At 69.9% G+C, this 14,686-nt stretch carries 15 protein-coding genes and 1 pseudogene; 9 read left to right on the top strand and 7 right to left on the bottom strand.

What is annotated here, in order from left to right; genetic code table 11:
- Positions 1-693: 693 nt before the first annotated feature.
- Both DEI83_RS15735 and DEI83_RS11325 read right to left on the bottom strand, forming a co-directional pair.
- Positions 694-972, bottom strand: a complete 279-nt coding sequence (locus tag DEI83_RS15735; protein WP_146243320.1) for a hypothetical protein — start codon at positions 970-972, stop codon at positions 694-696.
- Complete coding sequence (locus tag DEI83_RS11325; RefSeq protein ID WP_111082057.1) at positions 969-1,157, bottom strand: helix-turn-helix domain-containing protein; 189 nt, start codon at positions 1,155-1,157, stop codon at positions 969-971. The genes DEI83_RS15735 and DEI83_RS11325 overlap by 4 nt, the downstream gene beginning before the upstream one ends.
- Positions 1,158-1,257: 100 nt before the next feature.
- On the opposite strand from DEI83_RS11325, the gene DEI83_RS11320 reads away from it, so the two are divergent.
- Positions 1,258-1,815, top strand: coding sequence for a hypothetical protein (locus DEI83_RS11320; RefSeq protein WP_146243319.1), 558 nt, complete (start codon positions 1,258-1,260; stop codon positions 1,813-1,815).
- Position 1,816: 1 nt separating this feature from the next.
- Positions 1,817-2,929 carry a site-specific integrase gene (locus DEI83_RS11315; protein ID WP_111082055.1) on the top strand — a complete coding sequence of 371 codons (1,113 nt, stop codon included), beginning with the start codon at positions 1,817-1,819 and terminating at the stop codon, positions 2,927-2,929.
- Between the two features lie 22 nt (positions 2,930-2,951).
- On the opposite strand, the gene ychF is transcribed toward DEI83_RS11315, so the two are convergent.
- Both ychF and DEI83_RS11305 read right to left on the bottom strand, forming a co-directional pair.
- Entirely contained in the window at positions 2,952-4,025 is a 1,074-nt protein-coding gene (gene ychF / locus DEI83_RS11310; protein ID WP_111082054.1) for a redox-regulated ATPase YchF, read from the bottom strand.
- 59 nt (positions 4,026-4,084) lie between these two features.
- On the bottom strand, positions 4,085-4,624 hold the full coding sequence (locus DEI83_RS11305) for a hypothetical protein (RefSeq protein ID WP_111082053.1): 540 nt from the start codon (positions 4,622-4,624) through the stop codon (positions 4,085-4,087).
- A 60-nt stretch (positions 4,625-4,684) separates the two neighbouring features.
- Here DEI83_RS11305 and DEI83_RS11300 point away from each other — a divergent pair, with 60 nt between their 5' ends.
- Both DEI83_RS11300 and rmuC read left to right on the top strand, forming a co-directional pair.
- Positions 4,685-5,350: an exonuclease domain-containing protein gene (locus DEI83_RS11300; protein WP_111082052.1), complete on the top strand. Its 666-nt coding sequence runs from the start codon at positions 4,685-4,687 to the stop codon at positions 5,348-5,350.
- 88 nt (positions 5,351-5,438) lie between these two features.
- Positions 5,439-6,701, top strand: a complete 1,263-nt coding sequence (rmuC, locus tag DEI83_RS11295) for a DNA recombination protein RmuC (protein WP_111082051.1) — start codon at positions 5,439-5,441, stop codon at positions 6,699-6,701.
- Positions 6,702-6,842: 141 nt separating this feature from the next.
- On the opposite strand, the gene glpX is transcribed toward rmuC, so the two are convergent.
- Positions 6,843-7,832 (bottom strand): class II fructose-bisphosphatase, encoded by a 990-nt coding sequence (gene glpX, locus DEI83_RS11290; RefSeq protein WP_111051233.1) that lies wholly within the window; start codon positions 7,830-7,832, stop codon positions 6,843-6,845.
- A 155-nt stretch (positions 7,833-7,987) separates the two neighbouring features.
- Here glpX and fbaA point away from each other — a divergent pair, with 155 nt between their 5' ends.
- Entirely contained in the window at positions 7,988-9,016 is a 1,029-nt protein-coding gene (gene fbaA, locus DEI83_RS11285; RefSeq protein WP_111082050.1) for a class II fructose-bisphosphate aldolase, read from the top strand.
- 113 nt (positions 9,017-9,129) lie between these two features.
- The gene (locus DEI83_RS11280; protein WP_111082049.1) at positions 9,130-10,389 is read left to right on the top strand and encodes a M18 family aminopeptidase; all 1,260 of its coding nucleotides are present in this window, start codon (positions 9,130-9,132) and stop codon (positions 10,387-10,389) included.
- Between the two features lie 73 nt (positions 10,390-10,462).
- Here DEI83_RS11280 and DEI83_RS11275 read toward each other — a convergent pair whose 3' ends face one another.
- Together DEI83_RS11275 and DEI83_RS11270 are read right to left on the bottom strand one after the other, a co-directional pair.
- The gene (locus tag DEI83_RS11275; RefSeq protein ID WP_111082048.1) at positions 10,463-11,194 is read right to left on the bottom strand and encodes a DUF6264 family protein; all 732 of its coding nucleotides are present in this window, start codon (positions 11,192-11,194) and stop codon (positions 10,463-10,465) included.
- Positions 11,191-12,255 carry a 4-hydroxy-3-methylbut-2-enyl diphosphate reductase gene (locus DEI83_RS11270; RefSeq protein ID WP_111082067.1) on the bottom strand — a complete coding sequence of 355 codons (1,065 nt, stop codon included), beginning with the start codon at positions 12,253-12,255 and terminating at the stop codon, positions 11,191-11,193. The genes DEI83_RS11275 and DEI83_RS11270 overlap by 4 nt, the downstream gene beginning before the upstream one ends.
- Before the next feature lie 124 nt (positions 12,256-12,379).
- On the opposite strand from DEI83_RS11270, the pseudogene xseA reads away from it, so the two are divergent.
- The 3 genes and pseudogenes from xseA to DEI83_RS11255 all read left to right on the top strand — a co-directional run.
- Positions 12,380-13,667 (top strand): annotated as a pseudogene (gene xseA / locus DEI83_RS11265) (exodeoxyribonuclease VII large subunit); the annotation flags it as partial.
- Between the two features lie 90 nt (positions 13,668-13,757).
- The gene (locus DEI83_RS11260) at positions 13,758-14,033 is read left to right on the top strand and encodes an exodeoxyribonuclease VII small subunit (protein ID WP_111082046.1); all 276 of its coding nucleotides are present in this window, start codon (positions 13,758-13,760) and stop codon (positions 14,031-14,033) included.
- Positions 14,030-14,668, top strand: coding sequence for a DUF4245 domain-containing protein (locus DEI83_RS11255; RefSeq protein WP_111082045.1), 639 nt, complete (start codon positions 14,030-14,032; stop codon positions 14,666-14,668). Before DEI83_RS11260 ends, DEI83_RS11255 begins: the two co-directional genes overlap by 4 nt.
- The last annotated feature ends 18 nt before the right edge of the window (positions 14,669-14,686 follow it).

Raw genomic sequence — 14,686 nt, 5'->3', positions numbered from 1 at the left:
ACGCCAACGTGGTCTGGGGAAGTTGACCCCGGTCGAGTACGAGACGATCATCAACCCACAGGTCGCACTCGCGGCCTAAACGAACGAGTCAACTCAACCTGCAGCAGTCCCCAACTTTGGAGTATCAGGATCGATCGTGGCTTCGCATACTCGGCACGTGACGGGGACCGTCGCTACTGGCCATGTGCCCCCCGCCGCGCTTCTCCCGTAGTCGCTTGCACTTGTCGACGCCCTGGTCCCTCGTGTCCTGGCCTCGCCTGCCCTCTCCTCGCCTCTCCTTTCCTCTCCTAGGCCGTGACCGCTCACCGCAGCCGTCACGGCACTCGTTGACGCGGCTGCCTTACGCGCCCTGTGGTCGCGGCTTGTCTTTCGACTGCGCTCTCGCTGTTCGGCGAGCGCCGATGCCGTTGTCTGGGTTTCCGACCAACGCTGGACTCGGTAACCCTCTCCATCCAGTCCCCACAAATTCGCGCGGACAAGCTCAGCTACAGCCCTTTCGCTCCGGCCCTCAGGGTGCAAGAAGCGGAGCTGCGTGGGCGAGATGTATCCGTCGCTTTGCTGTTCGTTCGCGAGCATCAGGCTGTACGTGTAGACGCGCCACGCACAGTCCGAAACCATGTCGATGTGAGGGTCGTGAAGCCACCGCGATGGGAGGCGAGAGTCAACCACGACGTCCTTCTCCACCGCCTCGGGTCACGCGCGGTCGATCCGCTGCGCGGCCTCGAGCAAGCGCACCGCAATACGGCGAGCGCCGTCCGCCGTCACCTCTCCTCCAACGTGAAGCACGGCGCGACGCTCTCGCCCGTTGCGTGATCCGACGACCTCGATCGCCGCGGTGACGGGTTCACCATTCCGAGTAGTGTTGTCCATATCCGGTTCGCATCCTTCGTTCTGGTTGATACCCCCGCTCGAGTTGCCGCTCGACGCGGGGGTCTTGCTTTCGATCTGCGCGCGGGCACGGCCCGCACTCATGCCGCCTGCGCCGGGGGCGCGAACTGCGCTTCGATGTAGGCGAGCACCTCCTCCTCACGGAACATGATGCGGCCTGCGATCTTCGCCGAGGGCGGGGCCGTTCCCTGACCCCGCATGTAGCGGAGCTGAGCCGGGGAACGGCGAAGCAGTGCTGCGACCTCGTCGACGGTGAGCAGCTTGATCATCCGAACTCCTATCTGTGAGCTAGTGCCGATCGACTAGCTCAGCTAGTACAACACGGATCGCTAGTCGCGCGCAACTGTGTAAGCGTGTACGGTGTTGCACATGTCTGAACGTGACGAACTGATCGGCCGGAACGTCGTCCGCCTTCGCGGTGACCGGGCGCAGAAGGATGTGGCGGACGCGATGCGACAGCGGGGGCACAAGTGGTCTCAGGCAACTGTGTGGAGCGTCGAGAAGGGCGAGCGACCGCTCCGGTTGACCGAGGCGGACGATCTCGTGAATGTCCTCGGGTACCCCTCCGTTCGCTTGTCTGCTCCGGATGCTGAAACGCGGGGCTGGGCTATGCTCCGTGAGCTTCGCGCTGCCGAGAGCGAACTTGAGCGCGCCGTCGAGCGCTACATCGAAGCTCAGGATCAGCTGGCGTTCGCTGTCAGTGAAGGCATGATCTCCGGCCGGGTCGCTCAGCTGATCGCGAAGGAACTTGAAGTCACTCCATGGCGTATCGCTCGAGAGAAGTACGAAGACCTTGCAGCCCGAGGTAAGGCTGAGGTCGACGACCTCCTGGCAGGCGCAACCGCTGAAGTACGAGCTAAGGCGGAGAAGCAGCTGACGGAACCGGCAGAGCCGTTCAAGATTCTGCGCGACTCCAGGGAGGCCTGAGATGGCAAGCATTCAGAAACGTCCTGATGGCCGCTGGCGTGCCCGCTGGTACGACGACACGGGCAAAGAGCGCGCAAAGCACTTCGATCGCAAGGGGGACGCCTCGCGGTTCCTTGCCGACATCGACGCTGCACGTCGGAACGGCACCTACGTCGATCCGAGCGTGGGTAAAGCGACACTCGCCTCGTTCTACGCCGACTGGTCCCCCCGTCAGGTTTGGGCGTCCACAACCGTGACGGCAATGGATGTGGCCGTCCGCGGCTGCAGTTTCAAGGACGTGGAGTTCGGCAAGCTACGGCGGTCCCATGTCGAGACGTGGGTCAAGACCATGAGCTTGACGCTGGCACCGGGCACCGTCCGCACCCGGATGAACAACGTCCGCGCAGCCCTACGCGCCGCTGTACGAGACAAGCTGCTCGCATCTGACCCCTCGGACGGCGTCACGCTCCCTCGTGCCCGGAAGGCCGAGCACGCAATGCGCATCCCGTCTCCCGAGACCGTGGGGTCAGTCTTGCGCGCAGCAGACGAGTGGTTCAGGCCGTTCGTTGCCCTGTGCGCCTTTGCCGGTCTGCGTCTTGGAGAGGCCGCGGCGGTGCAGTTCTCAGACATCGACTTCCTGCGGCGGCAGCTGCACGTCCAGCGGCAGGTGCAACGAGCCAGCGGGGGTGAGGTACGCATCACTGCCCCGAAGTACGGCTCGGAACGGATTGTCCATCTTCCTGACGAACTCGTGACGATGCTTGCTCAGCATGCCAACCTCGTCGGAACGCACGGCGACGAGCGATGGATGTTCCTCGGTGATCGCGGCAACCCTCCGCACCAGAACACGATCCACTACTGGTGGACGAAGACGCTCCGCGCCGCTGATGCTGAGCCGACACGGCTGCACGACCTCCGGCACTTCTACGCCTCAGGGCTGATCGCAGCGGGATGCGATGTCGCGACGGTCCAGCGGGCCCTGGGACATGCCAAAGCGACCACCACGTTGCAGACGTACACCCACCTCTGGCCCACCGCCGAGGACCGGACCCGGACAGCCGCCGCGGGCATCATGCACGCCGTTTTTACGGCTCCTACGGACTCAGTCCGGACCACAACGGTCGAAAGCGCCTAGATCGCGGTTGTTTCCTGGGGTGTCAGTTGTTGAAGCGGAACTCCACCACGTCGCCGTCCTGCATCACGTAGTCCTTGCCCTCGATGCGGGCCTTGCCCTGCGCGCGGGCCTCCGCGATCGAGCCGGTGGCGATGAGGTCGTCGAACGAGATGACCTCCGCCTTGATGAAGCCCTTCTCGAAGTCCGTGTGGATGACGCCGGCGGCCTGGGGAGCCTTCCACCCCTTGCCGATCGTCCACGCGCGGGACTCCTTCGGGCCGGCCGTCAGGTAGGTCTGCAGCCCGAGGGTCTCGAACCCGATGCGGGCGAGCTGGTCCAGACCGGACTCCGTCTGACCGGTGGACTCGAGGAGCTCCGCGGCGTCCGCCGGGTCGAGGTCGATGAGCTCGGACTCCACCTGGGCGTCGAGGAACACCGCGTTGGCCGGGGCGACGAGTGCGGCGAGCTCGGCCTTGCGGGCCTCGTCGGTCAGGATCGCCTCGTCGACGTTGAACACGAAGATGAAGGGCTTGGCGCTGAGCAGCCCGAGCTCCTTGATCGACTCGAGGTCGATCGAGGTGGCGGAGAGCAGCACGCCCTTCTCGAGCTCGGCGCGGGCCTGACGCGCGGTTTCGAGCACGATCGGCTCGGCCTGCTTCAGCTTGAGCATCTTCTCGTACCGCGGGAGCGCCTTGTCGATGGTCTCCATGTCGGCGAGGATCAGCTCGGTGTTGATGACCTCGAGGTCGTCCGCCGGCGAGACCTTGTTCGCCACGTGCACGACGTCGTCGTCGGTGAACCCGCGGACGACCTGTGCGATCGCGTCGGCCTCACGGATGTTGGCGAGGAACTTGTTGCCGAGCCCTTCGCCCTCGCTCGCACCCTTGACGATGCCGGCGATGTCGACGAACGACACCGGCGCGGGCACGGTCTTCTCCGAGCCGAACAGCTCCGCGAGCTGGTCGAGGCGTGGGTCGGGCAGGTTCACCACGCCGACGTTCGGCTCGATGGTGGCGAACGGGTAGTTGGCCGCGAGCACCTGGTTCTTGGTCAGGGCGTTGAACAGGGTCGACTTGCCGACGTTCGGGAGACCGACGATTCCGATGGTGAGAGCCACGGGAGCACAGCCTACCGGCGGCGACCCGCCGGGGCCGACCCGGGCCTCCCGGCCGACGGTCAGAGCGCCGCGCGGACCGCGCGGTCGACGATGTCGAGCACGTCGGCCTGGAGGCGCTGGGAGCGTCGCCAGTCACCGGGGACCTCGAGCGCGTGGTCGGCTCCGTCGACGGTCACGAGCCGCGCCTCCGTCCGTGCGACGCGCCCCGGCTGCCACATGGGATCAGCGGAGCCGCCGACGGCGACGTGCGCGACACCGACCGCGGCGAGCGCGTCCCGCACCACGTCGTCGGTGAGCACCGGCGTCAGCCAGACGCCCGGGACGTCGTTCGCCACCGCCCACGGGAGCGCAAAGCACCCGAAGGACTTGGCGATGACGAGGTCGGGGCGACGCCCTCCGAGCGCGGTCTCGACGTGCTGCGTGACGAAACCGACCGGGTCAGCACGGGCCGCGTCATCGACTGTCCACGCGGGCGCGATGAGCTCGCAGTCGGCCTGTCGCGTCACTGCCGCCGACCACCAGAGGAGCGGCGCCTGCTGCCCGTACCCCGCCCCCGCCAGGACGAGGACGAGCGGGGCGTGCGCGGGACCGGTCTCCATCGCCCCAGCGTACGAGCGGGGACTCCCGCCGCCGGCACCACGCCGCGCCCGATTCCGGTGATGTCGTATCTCCGTGCGACGATCGATGACGTGTTGAACTTCACCGCGATCGACTTCGAGACCGCGAACAACTCGCCCGCCAGCGCGTGTTCCGTGGGTCTCGTCAAGGTGCGCGGCGGCCGCGTCGTGGAACGGGCCTCCTGGTTCATCCGTCCGCCCGCCGGGCACGACGCGTTCCTCGAGTGGAACACGCGGATCCACGGCATCGTCGAGTCGGACGTGACCCACGCCAAGACGTGGGAGCAGCAGTACCCGGACCTCGTCGCGTTCGCCGAGGGGGACGTGCTCGTCGCCCACAACGCCCGCTTCGACATGGGCGTGATCGCCGGCGGGTGCGCGGCGACGGGGATCGACATCGCCGAGCACCACTCGATGTGCTCGCTGGCGGTCGCCCGCAAGACCTACACGCTCGACTCCTACCGTCTGCCGGTCGCCGCGACGGCAGCCGGCTTCTCCGGCTTCCAGCACCACGACGCGGCCGCCGACGCCGAGGCCTGCGCCGCCATCGTCGTGCACGCAGCAGGCTTCCACGGCGTGCCGACGGTGGAGGCACTCGGCGCCGTCACCCGGGTCACGATCAACCCGGTCCGGGCCCGTGTCGAGAAGCCGAAGGCGACGACGCCGCAGCCGCGGCTGTCCCGCCGCCCCATGGTCTTCTCGGACTGACCGCGGTCGGACGGGCCCAGTCCGGTCCGTCGCACGGCACGCCGCCGCCGGGAGGCCCGGTGTCGGTGGGACCTGCCAGGGTCGCGTCATGCAGATCCTCGCCCTGGTCATCGGTCTCGTGATCGGCATCGCCGTCGGCGCCGTGGTCGCGTGGTCACTCGCCCGGTCCCGGGCCGGAGTGGACGCAGCGACCGCGAACGCGACGGCCGACGGCCTCCGTTCCCAGCTCGACGCAGCCCGGCGTGACGCCGAGGAGCGGCTCGACGCGCAGGACGCGCAGTACCGCCGGCAGGTCGACTCCCTCGAGCGACGGGCGGCCGAGTTGGAGCACCTCGTGCAGCGCATGCACGGCGCCGAGTCGAACCGCGCGCAGGACGAGTCGAAGGTGCTCTCCGCGCTCAGCCCGGTGGCCGACACGCTGCAGGTCATGCGGGAGAAGATCGCCGAGCTCGAGCGCTCCCGGAGCGAGCAGTACGGAGCGCTGTCAGCGCAGCTCCGGTCGGCCGCCGAGTCCGAGGAACGCCTCCGCGCCACGGCCGAGACCCTCGCGAGCGCGCTGTCGTCGAACAGCACGCGCGGGGTGTGGGGCGAGACGCAGTTGCGGAACGTGGTCGAGGCCGCCGGGCTGCTCGAGCGGGTCGACTTCGACGTGCAGTCCTCGGTGACCACCACGGCGGGGGCGGCCCGCCCGGACATGATCGTGCACCTGCCGGGCGGGAAGAGCATCGCCGTGGACGCCAAGGTGCCGTTCGCCGCGTACCTGCAGGCGATGGACATCCCGGCGTCGGCGACCGGGGCGGAGGGCGCACGCCGCGAGCAGCTCATGGCGCAGCACGTCAAGGCGCTCCGGGCACACGTCGACGCCCTCGCGGCCCGGGAGTACTGGTCGGGCTACGACGCCTCCCCCGAGCTCACCGTGGCGTTCATCCCGTCGGAGTCCCTCATCGCGAGCGCCCTGGCCGCCGACCCGGGCCTGCTCGACCACGCGTTCCGCAAGCGGGTGGCCCTGGCCTCACCCGTGACGCTGTGGTCCGTACTGAAGACCGTGGCGTTCTCGTGGCAGCAGGACGTCGTCACGCAGGAGGCCCGTGAGCTCTTCCGCGTCTCGCGTGAGCTCCACGGGCGGCTGTCGACGATGGCCGGGCACGTGGACAAGCTCGGCCGGTCGATCCGCGGCGCCGTCGTCGACTACAACCGGTTCGTCGGGTCGCTCGAGCGGCAGGTGCTGCCGAGCGCCCGGCGGCTGTCGCTCCTCGACGAGTCGAAGGTCATCGCGGACCCGACGTCGATCGAGGACGAGCCCCGGCTGCTGACGGCGCCGGAGCTGGTCGCGAGCACCGAGCGCGACTGAGCGGGACGCGCGGCCCGGCCGGGCGGCCGGGCCTCCGGTTGCGCCCCGCCACGCACAACGCGCCCCGTCGAAACGGGGCGCGTTGCTCGCTCAGGGGCGCGATGCAGGAGGCGCTGCGGCGTGCCGCCGCGGGTCAGCGGATCAGAACCACTTCTCGGCGCGGTGGTCCGCCTGGATGCGACGGATCGTGTTCGAGCGGGAGCGCAGCACGAGCGAGTCGGTGTGGATGACGCCGCGCGAGCGCCGGACGCCGTCGACGAGGACACCGTCGGTGACACCGGTGGCGACGAAGAACGTGTTGTCGCCGGTGACGAGGTCGTCCTGGTCCAGCACCTTGTCGAGGTCGTGACCGGCCGCGATGGCGCGCTCGCGCTCCTCGTCGTCCTTGGGCTGCAGCTTGCCCAGGATCACCCCGTCGAGCGCCTTGATCGCGCACGCCGTGATGATGCCCTCGGGGGTCCCGCCGACACCGACGCACATGTCGATGTTCGAGCCGGGCAGTGCGGCGGCGATGCCACCGGCGACGTCACCGTCGAGCAGCAGCCGCGTGCCGGCACCCGTTGCACGGATCTGCCGGATGAGTTCGTCGTGGCGGGGGCGGTCGAGCACGGCAACGACCATGTCCTCGAGGTCCTTGCCCTTCGCCTTCGCGAGCGCCCGGATGTTCTCGCCGATCGGCTTCTCGAGGTCGAGCACACCGCGACCCTCGGGCCCGGCGGCGATCTTGTCCATGTAGAAGACGGCCGACGGGTCGTACATCGAGCCGCGGTCGGAGACGGCCATGACGGAGATGGCGTTCTGGCGGCCGGCGGCGGTCAGCGAGGTGCCGTCGATCGGGTCGACCGCGATGTCGCAGGCCGGTCCGTGGCCGTTGCCGACGTGCTCGCCGTTGTAGAGCATCGGGGCGTTGTCCTTCTCGCCCTCCCCGATGACGACGACGCCGTCGAAGTTGACGGTGCCGAGGAACTTGCGCATCGCGTCGACGGCGGCACCGTCGGCGAGGTTCTTCTCGCCCCGGCCGACCCACGGCTGGGCGCGGATCGCGGCTGCCTCCGTCGCACGCACGAGCTCGAGCGCCAGGTTGCGGTCGGGCTGGAGGAACAGGGAGCCGGTCTCAGTCGTGGGAGTCACGACCCGAGCCTACCGACCACCGCCCTCCCGGCCTTCCTGAGCGCACGGATGTGCACGCCGCGCCCCTCCACAGGTCCCGGTCACATCCACCGCCCACCAACCGGCCCTGACTAGCATCGGTTCCGACATCACCGAAGAAGTCGAAGGAGATCCCAGTGCCCATCGCAACGCCGGACCAGTACGCCGAGATGATCGACCGCGCGAAGGCCGGGAAGTTCGCCTACCCCGCGGTCAACGTCTCGTCCTCCCAGACCATCAACGCGGTCCTCCAGGGCCTGACCGAAGCAGGCTCCGACGGCATCATCCAGGTCACCACCGGCGGCGCCGACTACTTCGCCGGGCACACCGTCAAGAACCGTGCAGCCGGCGCGCTCGCGATGGCGGCCTTCGCGCACGAGGTCGCGAAGAACTACCCGATCACCGTCGCACTGCACACGGACCACTGCCCGAAGGACGCCCTCGACGGCTTCGTGCTCCCGCTCATCGCGGCGAGCGAGGAAGAGGTCCGCGCGGGCCGGAACCCGATCTTCCAGTCGCACATGTGGGACGGCTCGGCGGTCCCCCTCGACGAGAACATCGAGATCGCCAAGACGATGATCGAGAAGACGCGGAACATCAACGCGATCCTCGAGGTCGAGATCGGTGTCGTCGGCGGCGAAGAGGACGGCGTGCAGCACGAGGGCACGAACGACGCGCTGTACACCACCTCGGGCGATGTCGAACGTGTCGTCGAGGCGCTCGGCATGGGTGACCAGGGCCGCTGGATCGCCGCGCTGACCTTCGGCAACGTGCACGGCGTCTACAAGCCGGGCAACGTCAAGCTCCGCCCCGAGCTCCTGGGCGAGATCCAGGACGCCATCGCTCAGAAGCACGGCACCGGTCAGAACCCGCTCGACCTCGTCTTCCACGGCGGCTCGGGCTCGACCGACGACGAGATCCACGAGGCCGTGCGCAACGGCGTCATCAAGATGAACATCGACACCGACACGCAGTACGCGTTCACCCGCTCGATCGCCGGGTCGATGTTCTCCAACTACGAGGGCGTCCTCAAGATCGACGGCGAGGTCGGCAACAAGAAGCAGTACGACCCGCGCGCGTGGGGCAAGGTCGCCGAGACGGCGATGGCCGCTCGCGTCGTCGAAGCGACGAAGGTCCTCGGCTCGGCTGGCCAGTCCCAGAGCTGACGACACGGATCCGGCCCGGCCGGAGGAACGGGGCGCGTCCGACGGACGCGCCCCGTTCTGCGTCCGGTGGCCTCCACCGCGTCTGCCCACTGCCGCCGTGCCACGATGGACGGATGACCGTCGACGCCATCGCCAGCGAGTTCGCCCACTTCGTCACGGAGTCCCCGACGGCGTTCCACGCCGCCTCGGTCGCCCGCGACCGTCTGGTGGCGGCCGGGTTCACCGAGCTCGCCGAGACCGAGGCGTGGCCGACCGGACCGGGCGCGTACGTCGTCGTCCGCGACGGGGCGGTCATCGCCTGGCGTCTGCCCGGAGGCGCCACGGCGACGACGCCGTTCCGCATCCTCGGCGCGCACACGGACTCCCCCGGGTTCCGCATCAAGCCGAACCCGACCGTCCGCGTCGGCGGCTGGGAACAGCTCAACGTCGAGGTCTACGGCGGTCCGGTCCTGTCGACGTGGTTCGACCGTGACCTCCGCATCGCCGGACGGGTCGTCCACGCCGACGGCACCGCGACCCTGTTCGACACCGTCGACGCCGTCGCGCGGATCCCGAACCTCGCGATCCACCTCGACCGCGGTGCCAACGACGGCCCCGGCATCGACAAGCAGCGCCACACGCTGCCGATCGTCGGCACGGACGGCACCACCGGTGGCACCGACGTCGAGGCGTGGCTGCGCTCCCGGCTCGGGGAGACGGCCGTGGCGTGGGACCTCTTCCTCGCCGACTCGCAAGCGCCCTCGCGGATCGGCATCGACCGGGCGTTCCTGGCGTCCGGTCGGATGGACAACCTGACGAGCGTGCACGCCGGACTCCGCGGGATCGTCGAGGCGCCGGGCGACGGCGACCACATCCCGGTGTTCGCGGCCTTCGACCACGAGGAGATCGGGTCCTCCTCACCCTCCGGTGCCGGCGGGCCGTTCCTCGAGGACGTCCTCGCCCGCGTGCAGGAGGGCCTCGGGGCGAACCGGTCCGAGGCCGCCCGGGCGTTCCGGTCGTCGTGGCTGCTGTCGAGCGACGCGGGACACCTGGTGCACCCGAACTACTCGGAGAAGCACGACCCGACGAACCGTCCGCGCCCGGGTGGTGGCCCGCTCCTGAAGATCAGCGCGAACCAGCGGTACATGACCGAGGCGAAGGGCACCGCCGTGTTCGCGGCGGCATGCGAGGCCGCGGGCGTGGCGTTCCAGCCGTTCGTCAACGTGAACACGATCCCGGGCGGCTCGACGATCGGACCGATCGCGGCGACGCGGCTCGGCATCCCGACGATCGACATCGGCGTCGGTCTGCTGTCGATGCACTCCGTCCGGGAACTCGTGCACGTCGACGACCTGGCCGACCTGCACGGTGCGGTCGCCGCGTTCCTCGCCTGACGTCGGAGCGGCCGCCCTCGGCTGACGGCACCTTGGCGGCCCTGGCCGCCGAGCCGCCGGGCTTCCGGTGGCCTCAGCCGCCGGCGGCCTGCCGCATCATCGCCGCGACGAGCCCGTCGTCCTGCAGGACCACGGCAGCGAAGACCACCGCGCTGAGCAGGGTCGCCACCGCTCCCCCGAGCAACGGCACCCAGAAGCTCCTCCGGCCTGCGCGGAGCCGGACGACGGACCACCAGAGCACGAGCGCGAAGACCACGAGCATCACGACGGAGCTGATCATCGCCGCACCGTTGAGGGCTCCCGGGTCCTGCAGGGCGGTGTAGGTCGTCTCGAGCTGCTCGCGGACCGTGGAGGCGACGGACCCGATCGAGAGTGACTGGACGACACTCACGAGCCCCATCCCGAGGAGCACGAAGGTCAAGAGCACATCGACCGGGGAGGCGCCGAGCCGTCGGACCGACGAGTCGTCCCCGGTGGTCGGCTTGCGGTCGGCCGTCGCGGCAGCACGCGTCCGGACCGCGGGACGACCCGACCCGCCGGCCGTCTCGGGAGCGGCCGACGCAGCAGCGCGCTCACGGTCCTCGCGTTCCTGACGTTCCTGTTCAAGGAGGACCGGGTTCACCCATCCCTCGGGTGCGTACTCGCCGTACTGCGGAGCCGGTCGCCCAGCCGGGGCGGCTCCCGTGGTCTGCGTGGCGGCGACCGCGGAGTCGGAGGTGATCCGGGCCTCCTGAGCGTCCACGGCCGTCGTGCCGCGCGGCGGGACGCCGTCCCACCCGGTCGGGCGTCCGTCCGTCGCGCTCATCGGCTTCGCCCACCGAGCGGACGCGTCGGCTTGCCGTCGGCGTCGGTGCGGAGCTCGCGCGGGAGGGAGAACATGAGGTCCTCGTGCGCGGTGACGACTTCCTCGACCGTGCCGTAGCCGGCGTCGGCGAGCTGTTCGAGCACCTCGGTGACCAGGAGCTCCGGGACGGAGGCTCCGCTCGTCACCCCCACGGTCTCGACGCCGTCGAGCCACTCCTGGCGGATCTCCTCGGCGTAGTCGACACGGTGCGCGTCCTTGGCGCCGTACTCGAGTGCGACGTCGACGAGCCGGACGCTGTTCGACGAGTTGGCGGAGCCGACCACGATGACCAGGTCCGCCGCCGGTGCGACCTTCTTCACCGCGACCTGCCGGTTCTGCGTGGCGTAACAGATGTCGTCCGACGGCGGGTTCTCGATGGACGGGTACTTCTCGCGCAGCAGCCGCACCGTCTCCATCGTCTCGTCGACACTGAGCGTGGTCTGCGACAGCCAGACCAGGTTGTCGGGGTCCGGGACGTCGAGCGCGGCGACGTCGGCCGGTCCGTTCACCAGGATCGTGCGCTCCGGAGCGTGCCCCATGGTGCCCTCGACCTCTTCGTGGCCGGCATGACCGATGAGGATGATCGTGCGCTCGGCCTTCGCGAAGCGCGTGGCTTCGCGGTGGACCTTCGTCACGAGGGGGCAGGTGGCGTCGATGGCGTGCAGGTCGCGCTCGGCCGCTCCGGCCACCACGGCCGGGGAGACGCCGTGCGCGCTGAAGACGACGTGCGACCCTCGGGGCACCTCGGCCACGTCGTCGACGAACACGGCGCCGCGCTGCTCGAGGGTGGACACCACGTGGACGTTGTGGACGATCTGCTTGCGGACGTACACGGGTTCGCCGTACTGCTCGAGCGCCTTCTCGACCGCGACGACGGCCCGGTCGACGCCGGCGCAGTAGCCGCGCGGGGCCGCGAGCAGGACCCGCTTGGTCCCGCCGACCGGGAGGTCACGCAGTCGTCCACGCGCTGCGGGGACCCGCGGCGGGGCGAGCGGGACCGAGTGGCCGTTGGTGATCGTCACGTCCCCGATGATAGGTGAGCGGGACCCGTGCCGGCTGGGCGTGGACGAGCCTGTGGAGGGCGCCCGGACGGCCGGGATGTCCCCGGTGTCCGGCAGCATGGACCGGACGACAGAGAGGGGCACGATGGCGATCGAACAGGGGCCGCCCACGGCGGAGGACCCGTGGCCCGTCGCGCTGCTCGGCGCGAAGCTCCGCGACTGGATCGACCGGCTCGGCGTCGCCTGGGTCGAGGGCGAGATCACGCAGTGGAACGTCGCCGGTGGCAACGTCTACGGCAAGCTCAAGGACGTCGACGTCGACGCGACCGTGTCGTTCTCCATCTGGTCGAGTGTGCGCTCCCGGGTGCCGGCCGACCTCAAGCAGGGCGACCGGGTGGTCGCCGCCGTCAAGCCGAACTACTGGGTCAAGGGCGGCTCACTCACCATGCAGGTCGTCGAGATGAAGCACGTCGGGCTCGGCGACCTGCTCGAGCGCCTCGAACGACTGCGACGGGCCCTGGCGGAGGAAGGGCTGTTCGACCCGTCCCGCAAGAAGCGCCTGCCGTTCCTGCCGCACCGCATCGGGCTCATCACCGGCAAGGACTCCGACGCCGAGAAGGACGTCAAGCGGAACGCACAACTCCGGTGGCCGCAGGTCGAGTTCCGGACGGTGCACACGGCGGTGCAGGGTGACCGCGCCGTGGCCGAGGTGACGGCCGCCATCCAGGAGCTCGACGCGGACCCCGAGGTCGACGTCATCATCGTCGCCCGCGGCGGCGGCGACTTCCAGAACCTGCTCGGCTTCAGCGACGAAGGGCTCGTGCGGGCGGCGGCGGCGGCCGTGACCCCGCTGGTGTCCGCCATCGGTCACGAAGCCGACCGGCCGATCCTCGACGAGGTAGCCGACCTGCGCGCCTCCACCCCGACCGACGCGGCGAAGCGGGTCGTCCCCGACGTGGCCGAGGAACTCGCGAACGTCCGGCAGGCCAGGGCCCGACTCGGCCTGCGTCTCTCGCACACCCTCTCGGTCGAGGCGGACCGGATCGCAGCACTGCGGTCCCGTCCGGCGCTCGCCTCGACGGCCTGGCTGGTGGACACGCGCGCGGAGGAAGTCGCGCGGGACCTCTCCCGCGCCCGCGAGCTCCTCGACCGTCGGATCGAACGGTCCCACTCCGACATCGGTCACCTGACCGGGCGCCTCCGGGCGCTGTCACCGCGTGACACACTCCGCCGCGGGTACGCGATCGTCCAGACGGGCGACGGCGCGGTGGTCCGCGGAGCCGACGAGCTCGACGGGGCGACCGCCGTGCACGTGACGCTGGGCGCGGGGACCGCGGTCGGCACGCTCGAAGCGGACGGCCCCGGTCCCGACGGTTCGGGTGCCGACGGCGCAGGGGACGACGCTGTCTGACCCGGGAGGCCCGGCGAGACCCTTGCAGGCACGTCCCGTCCCCGGCTGTGCGGTCCTCCACAGCCGATGGTCGGCAGCGGAACCGTCGGTGGCGGCTCGGTAGGATCGGACCGTGTCTTCCGAGCAGCAGTCCGAGCAACCCGACGTCCGCTCGCTGAGCTACGAAGCGGCTCGCGACGAACTCGTCCGTGTCGTCTCCGAGCTCGAGCAGGGGTCGGCGACCCTCGAGCGCTCCCTCGGGTTGTGGGAACGCGGTGAGGCGCTGGCGGCGCGCTGCGAGGAGTGGCTGATGGGAGCACGTGCCCGCCTCGACGCAGCACGTGCCGCGACGGACGACCGGGCTGCGACCGGGTCCGCTGACGACTCGACCCTCGGCGGTGCCCGATGACCGACCCGGACACCGGCCGTCCGATCGTCGCCGAACTCGGGCGCCCCGAGACCCCTGAGGAGACCTGGGCGCGGAAGGACACCGCGCGGCGTGCCCGACGGGAGCACCAGACGGCGTTCAACCTCGTCCTGGCGCTCATCGCCTCGCTCGGCATCGTGCTCTTCCTCGTCGCGGTCGTCGTCCGCCCCGACCAGTCGATCGACCGGGCGGTGGACTACCGCCAGGTCGCCGAGCAGGCGGACGTCTCCGGTGCGACGCTCGTGGTCCCGACGCTGCCGTCCGGCTACACCTCGAACCACGCCGACTACCAGTCCGGCTCCGCTCGCGGCGTCGCGGTCTGGACGATCGGCCTGCTGACGCCGGACTCGCAGTACATCGGGATGCACCAGGGCATCGACGCGAACGACACGTGGATCGCCGACCAGCTCGACCAGCAGCCGGCGACCGGCTCCCGCACGATCGACGGTACGGAGTGGACCGTGTACGACCGTCGTGACGAGGGCCGGGACGCCGGCAACAACGCCTACGCCCTCGTGACGACCTCGGGCAGTGACACCGTGGTCCTCGCCGGGACCGCCGACGACCGCTCCTTCCGCACCGTCGCCACCGCGGTGGGCAAGCAGCTGCGCGACTAGGCCTCCGACCGGCCCGCA

This window comes from Curtobacterium sp. MCBD17_021, from assembly GCF_003234525.1.
In the GTDB taxonomy this organism is placed as follows: Bacteria; Actinomycetota; Actinomycetes; order Actinomycetales; family Microbacteriaceae; genus Curtobacterium.
Note: the sequence above shows the minus strand (reverse complement) of the source record. Positions and strands in the feature narration are given on the sequence as shown.

Coding starts and splice junctions, on each gene's coding strand:
- DEI83_RS15735 (WP_146243320.1), bottom strand. CDS start 972: ATGAGTGCGGGCCGTGCCCGCGCGCAGATCGAAAGCAAGACCCCCGCG.
- DEI83_RS11325 (WP_111082057.1), bottom strand. CDS start 1,157: ATGATCAAGCTGCTCACCGTCGACGAGGTCGCAGCACTGCTTCGCCGT.
- DEI83_RS11275 (WP_111082048.1), bottom strand. CDS start 11,194: ATGAGCGCGACGGACGGACGCCCGACCGGGTGGGACGGCGTCCCGCCG.
- DEI83_RS11305 (WP_111082053.1), bottom strand. CDS start 4,624: ATGGAGACCGGTCCCGCGCACGCCCCGCTCGTCCTCGTCCTGGCGGGG.
- rmuC (WP_111082051.1), top strand. CDS start 5,439: ATGCAGATCCTCGCCCTGGTCATCGGTCTCGTGATCGGCATCGCCGTC.
- DEI83_RS11255 (WP_111082045.1), top strand. CDS start 14,030: ATGACCGACCCGGACACCGGCCGTCCGATCGTCGCCGAACTCGGGCGC.
- DEI83_RS11315 (WP_111082055.1), top strand. CDS start 1,817: ATGGCAAGCATTCAGAAACGTCCTGATGGCCGCTGGCGTGCCCGCTGG.
- DEI83_RS11280 (WP_111082049.1), top strand. CDS start 9,130: ATGACCGTCGACGCCATCGCCAGCGAGTTCGCCCACTTCGTCACGGAG.
- DEI83_RS11300 (WP_111082052.1), top strand. CDS start 4,685: ATGTCGTATCTCCGTGCGACGATCGATGACGTGTTGAACTTCACCGCG.
- DEI83_RS11320 (WP_146243319.1), top strand. CDS start 1,258: ATGTCTGAACGTGACGAACTGATCGGCCGGAACGTCGTCCGCCTTCGC.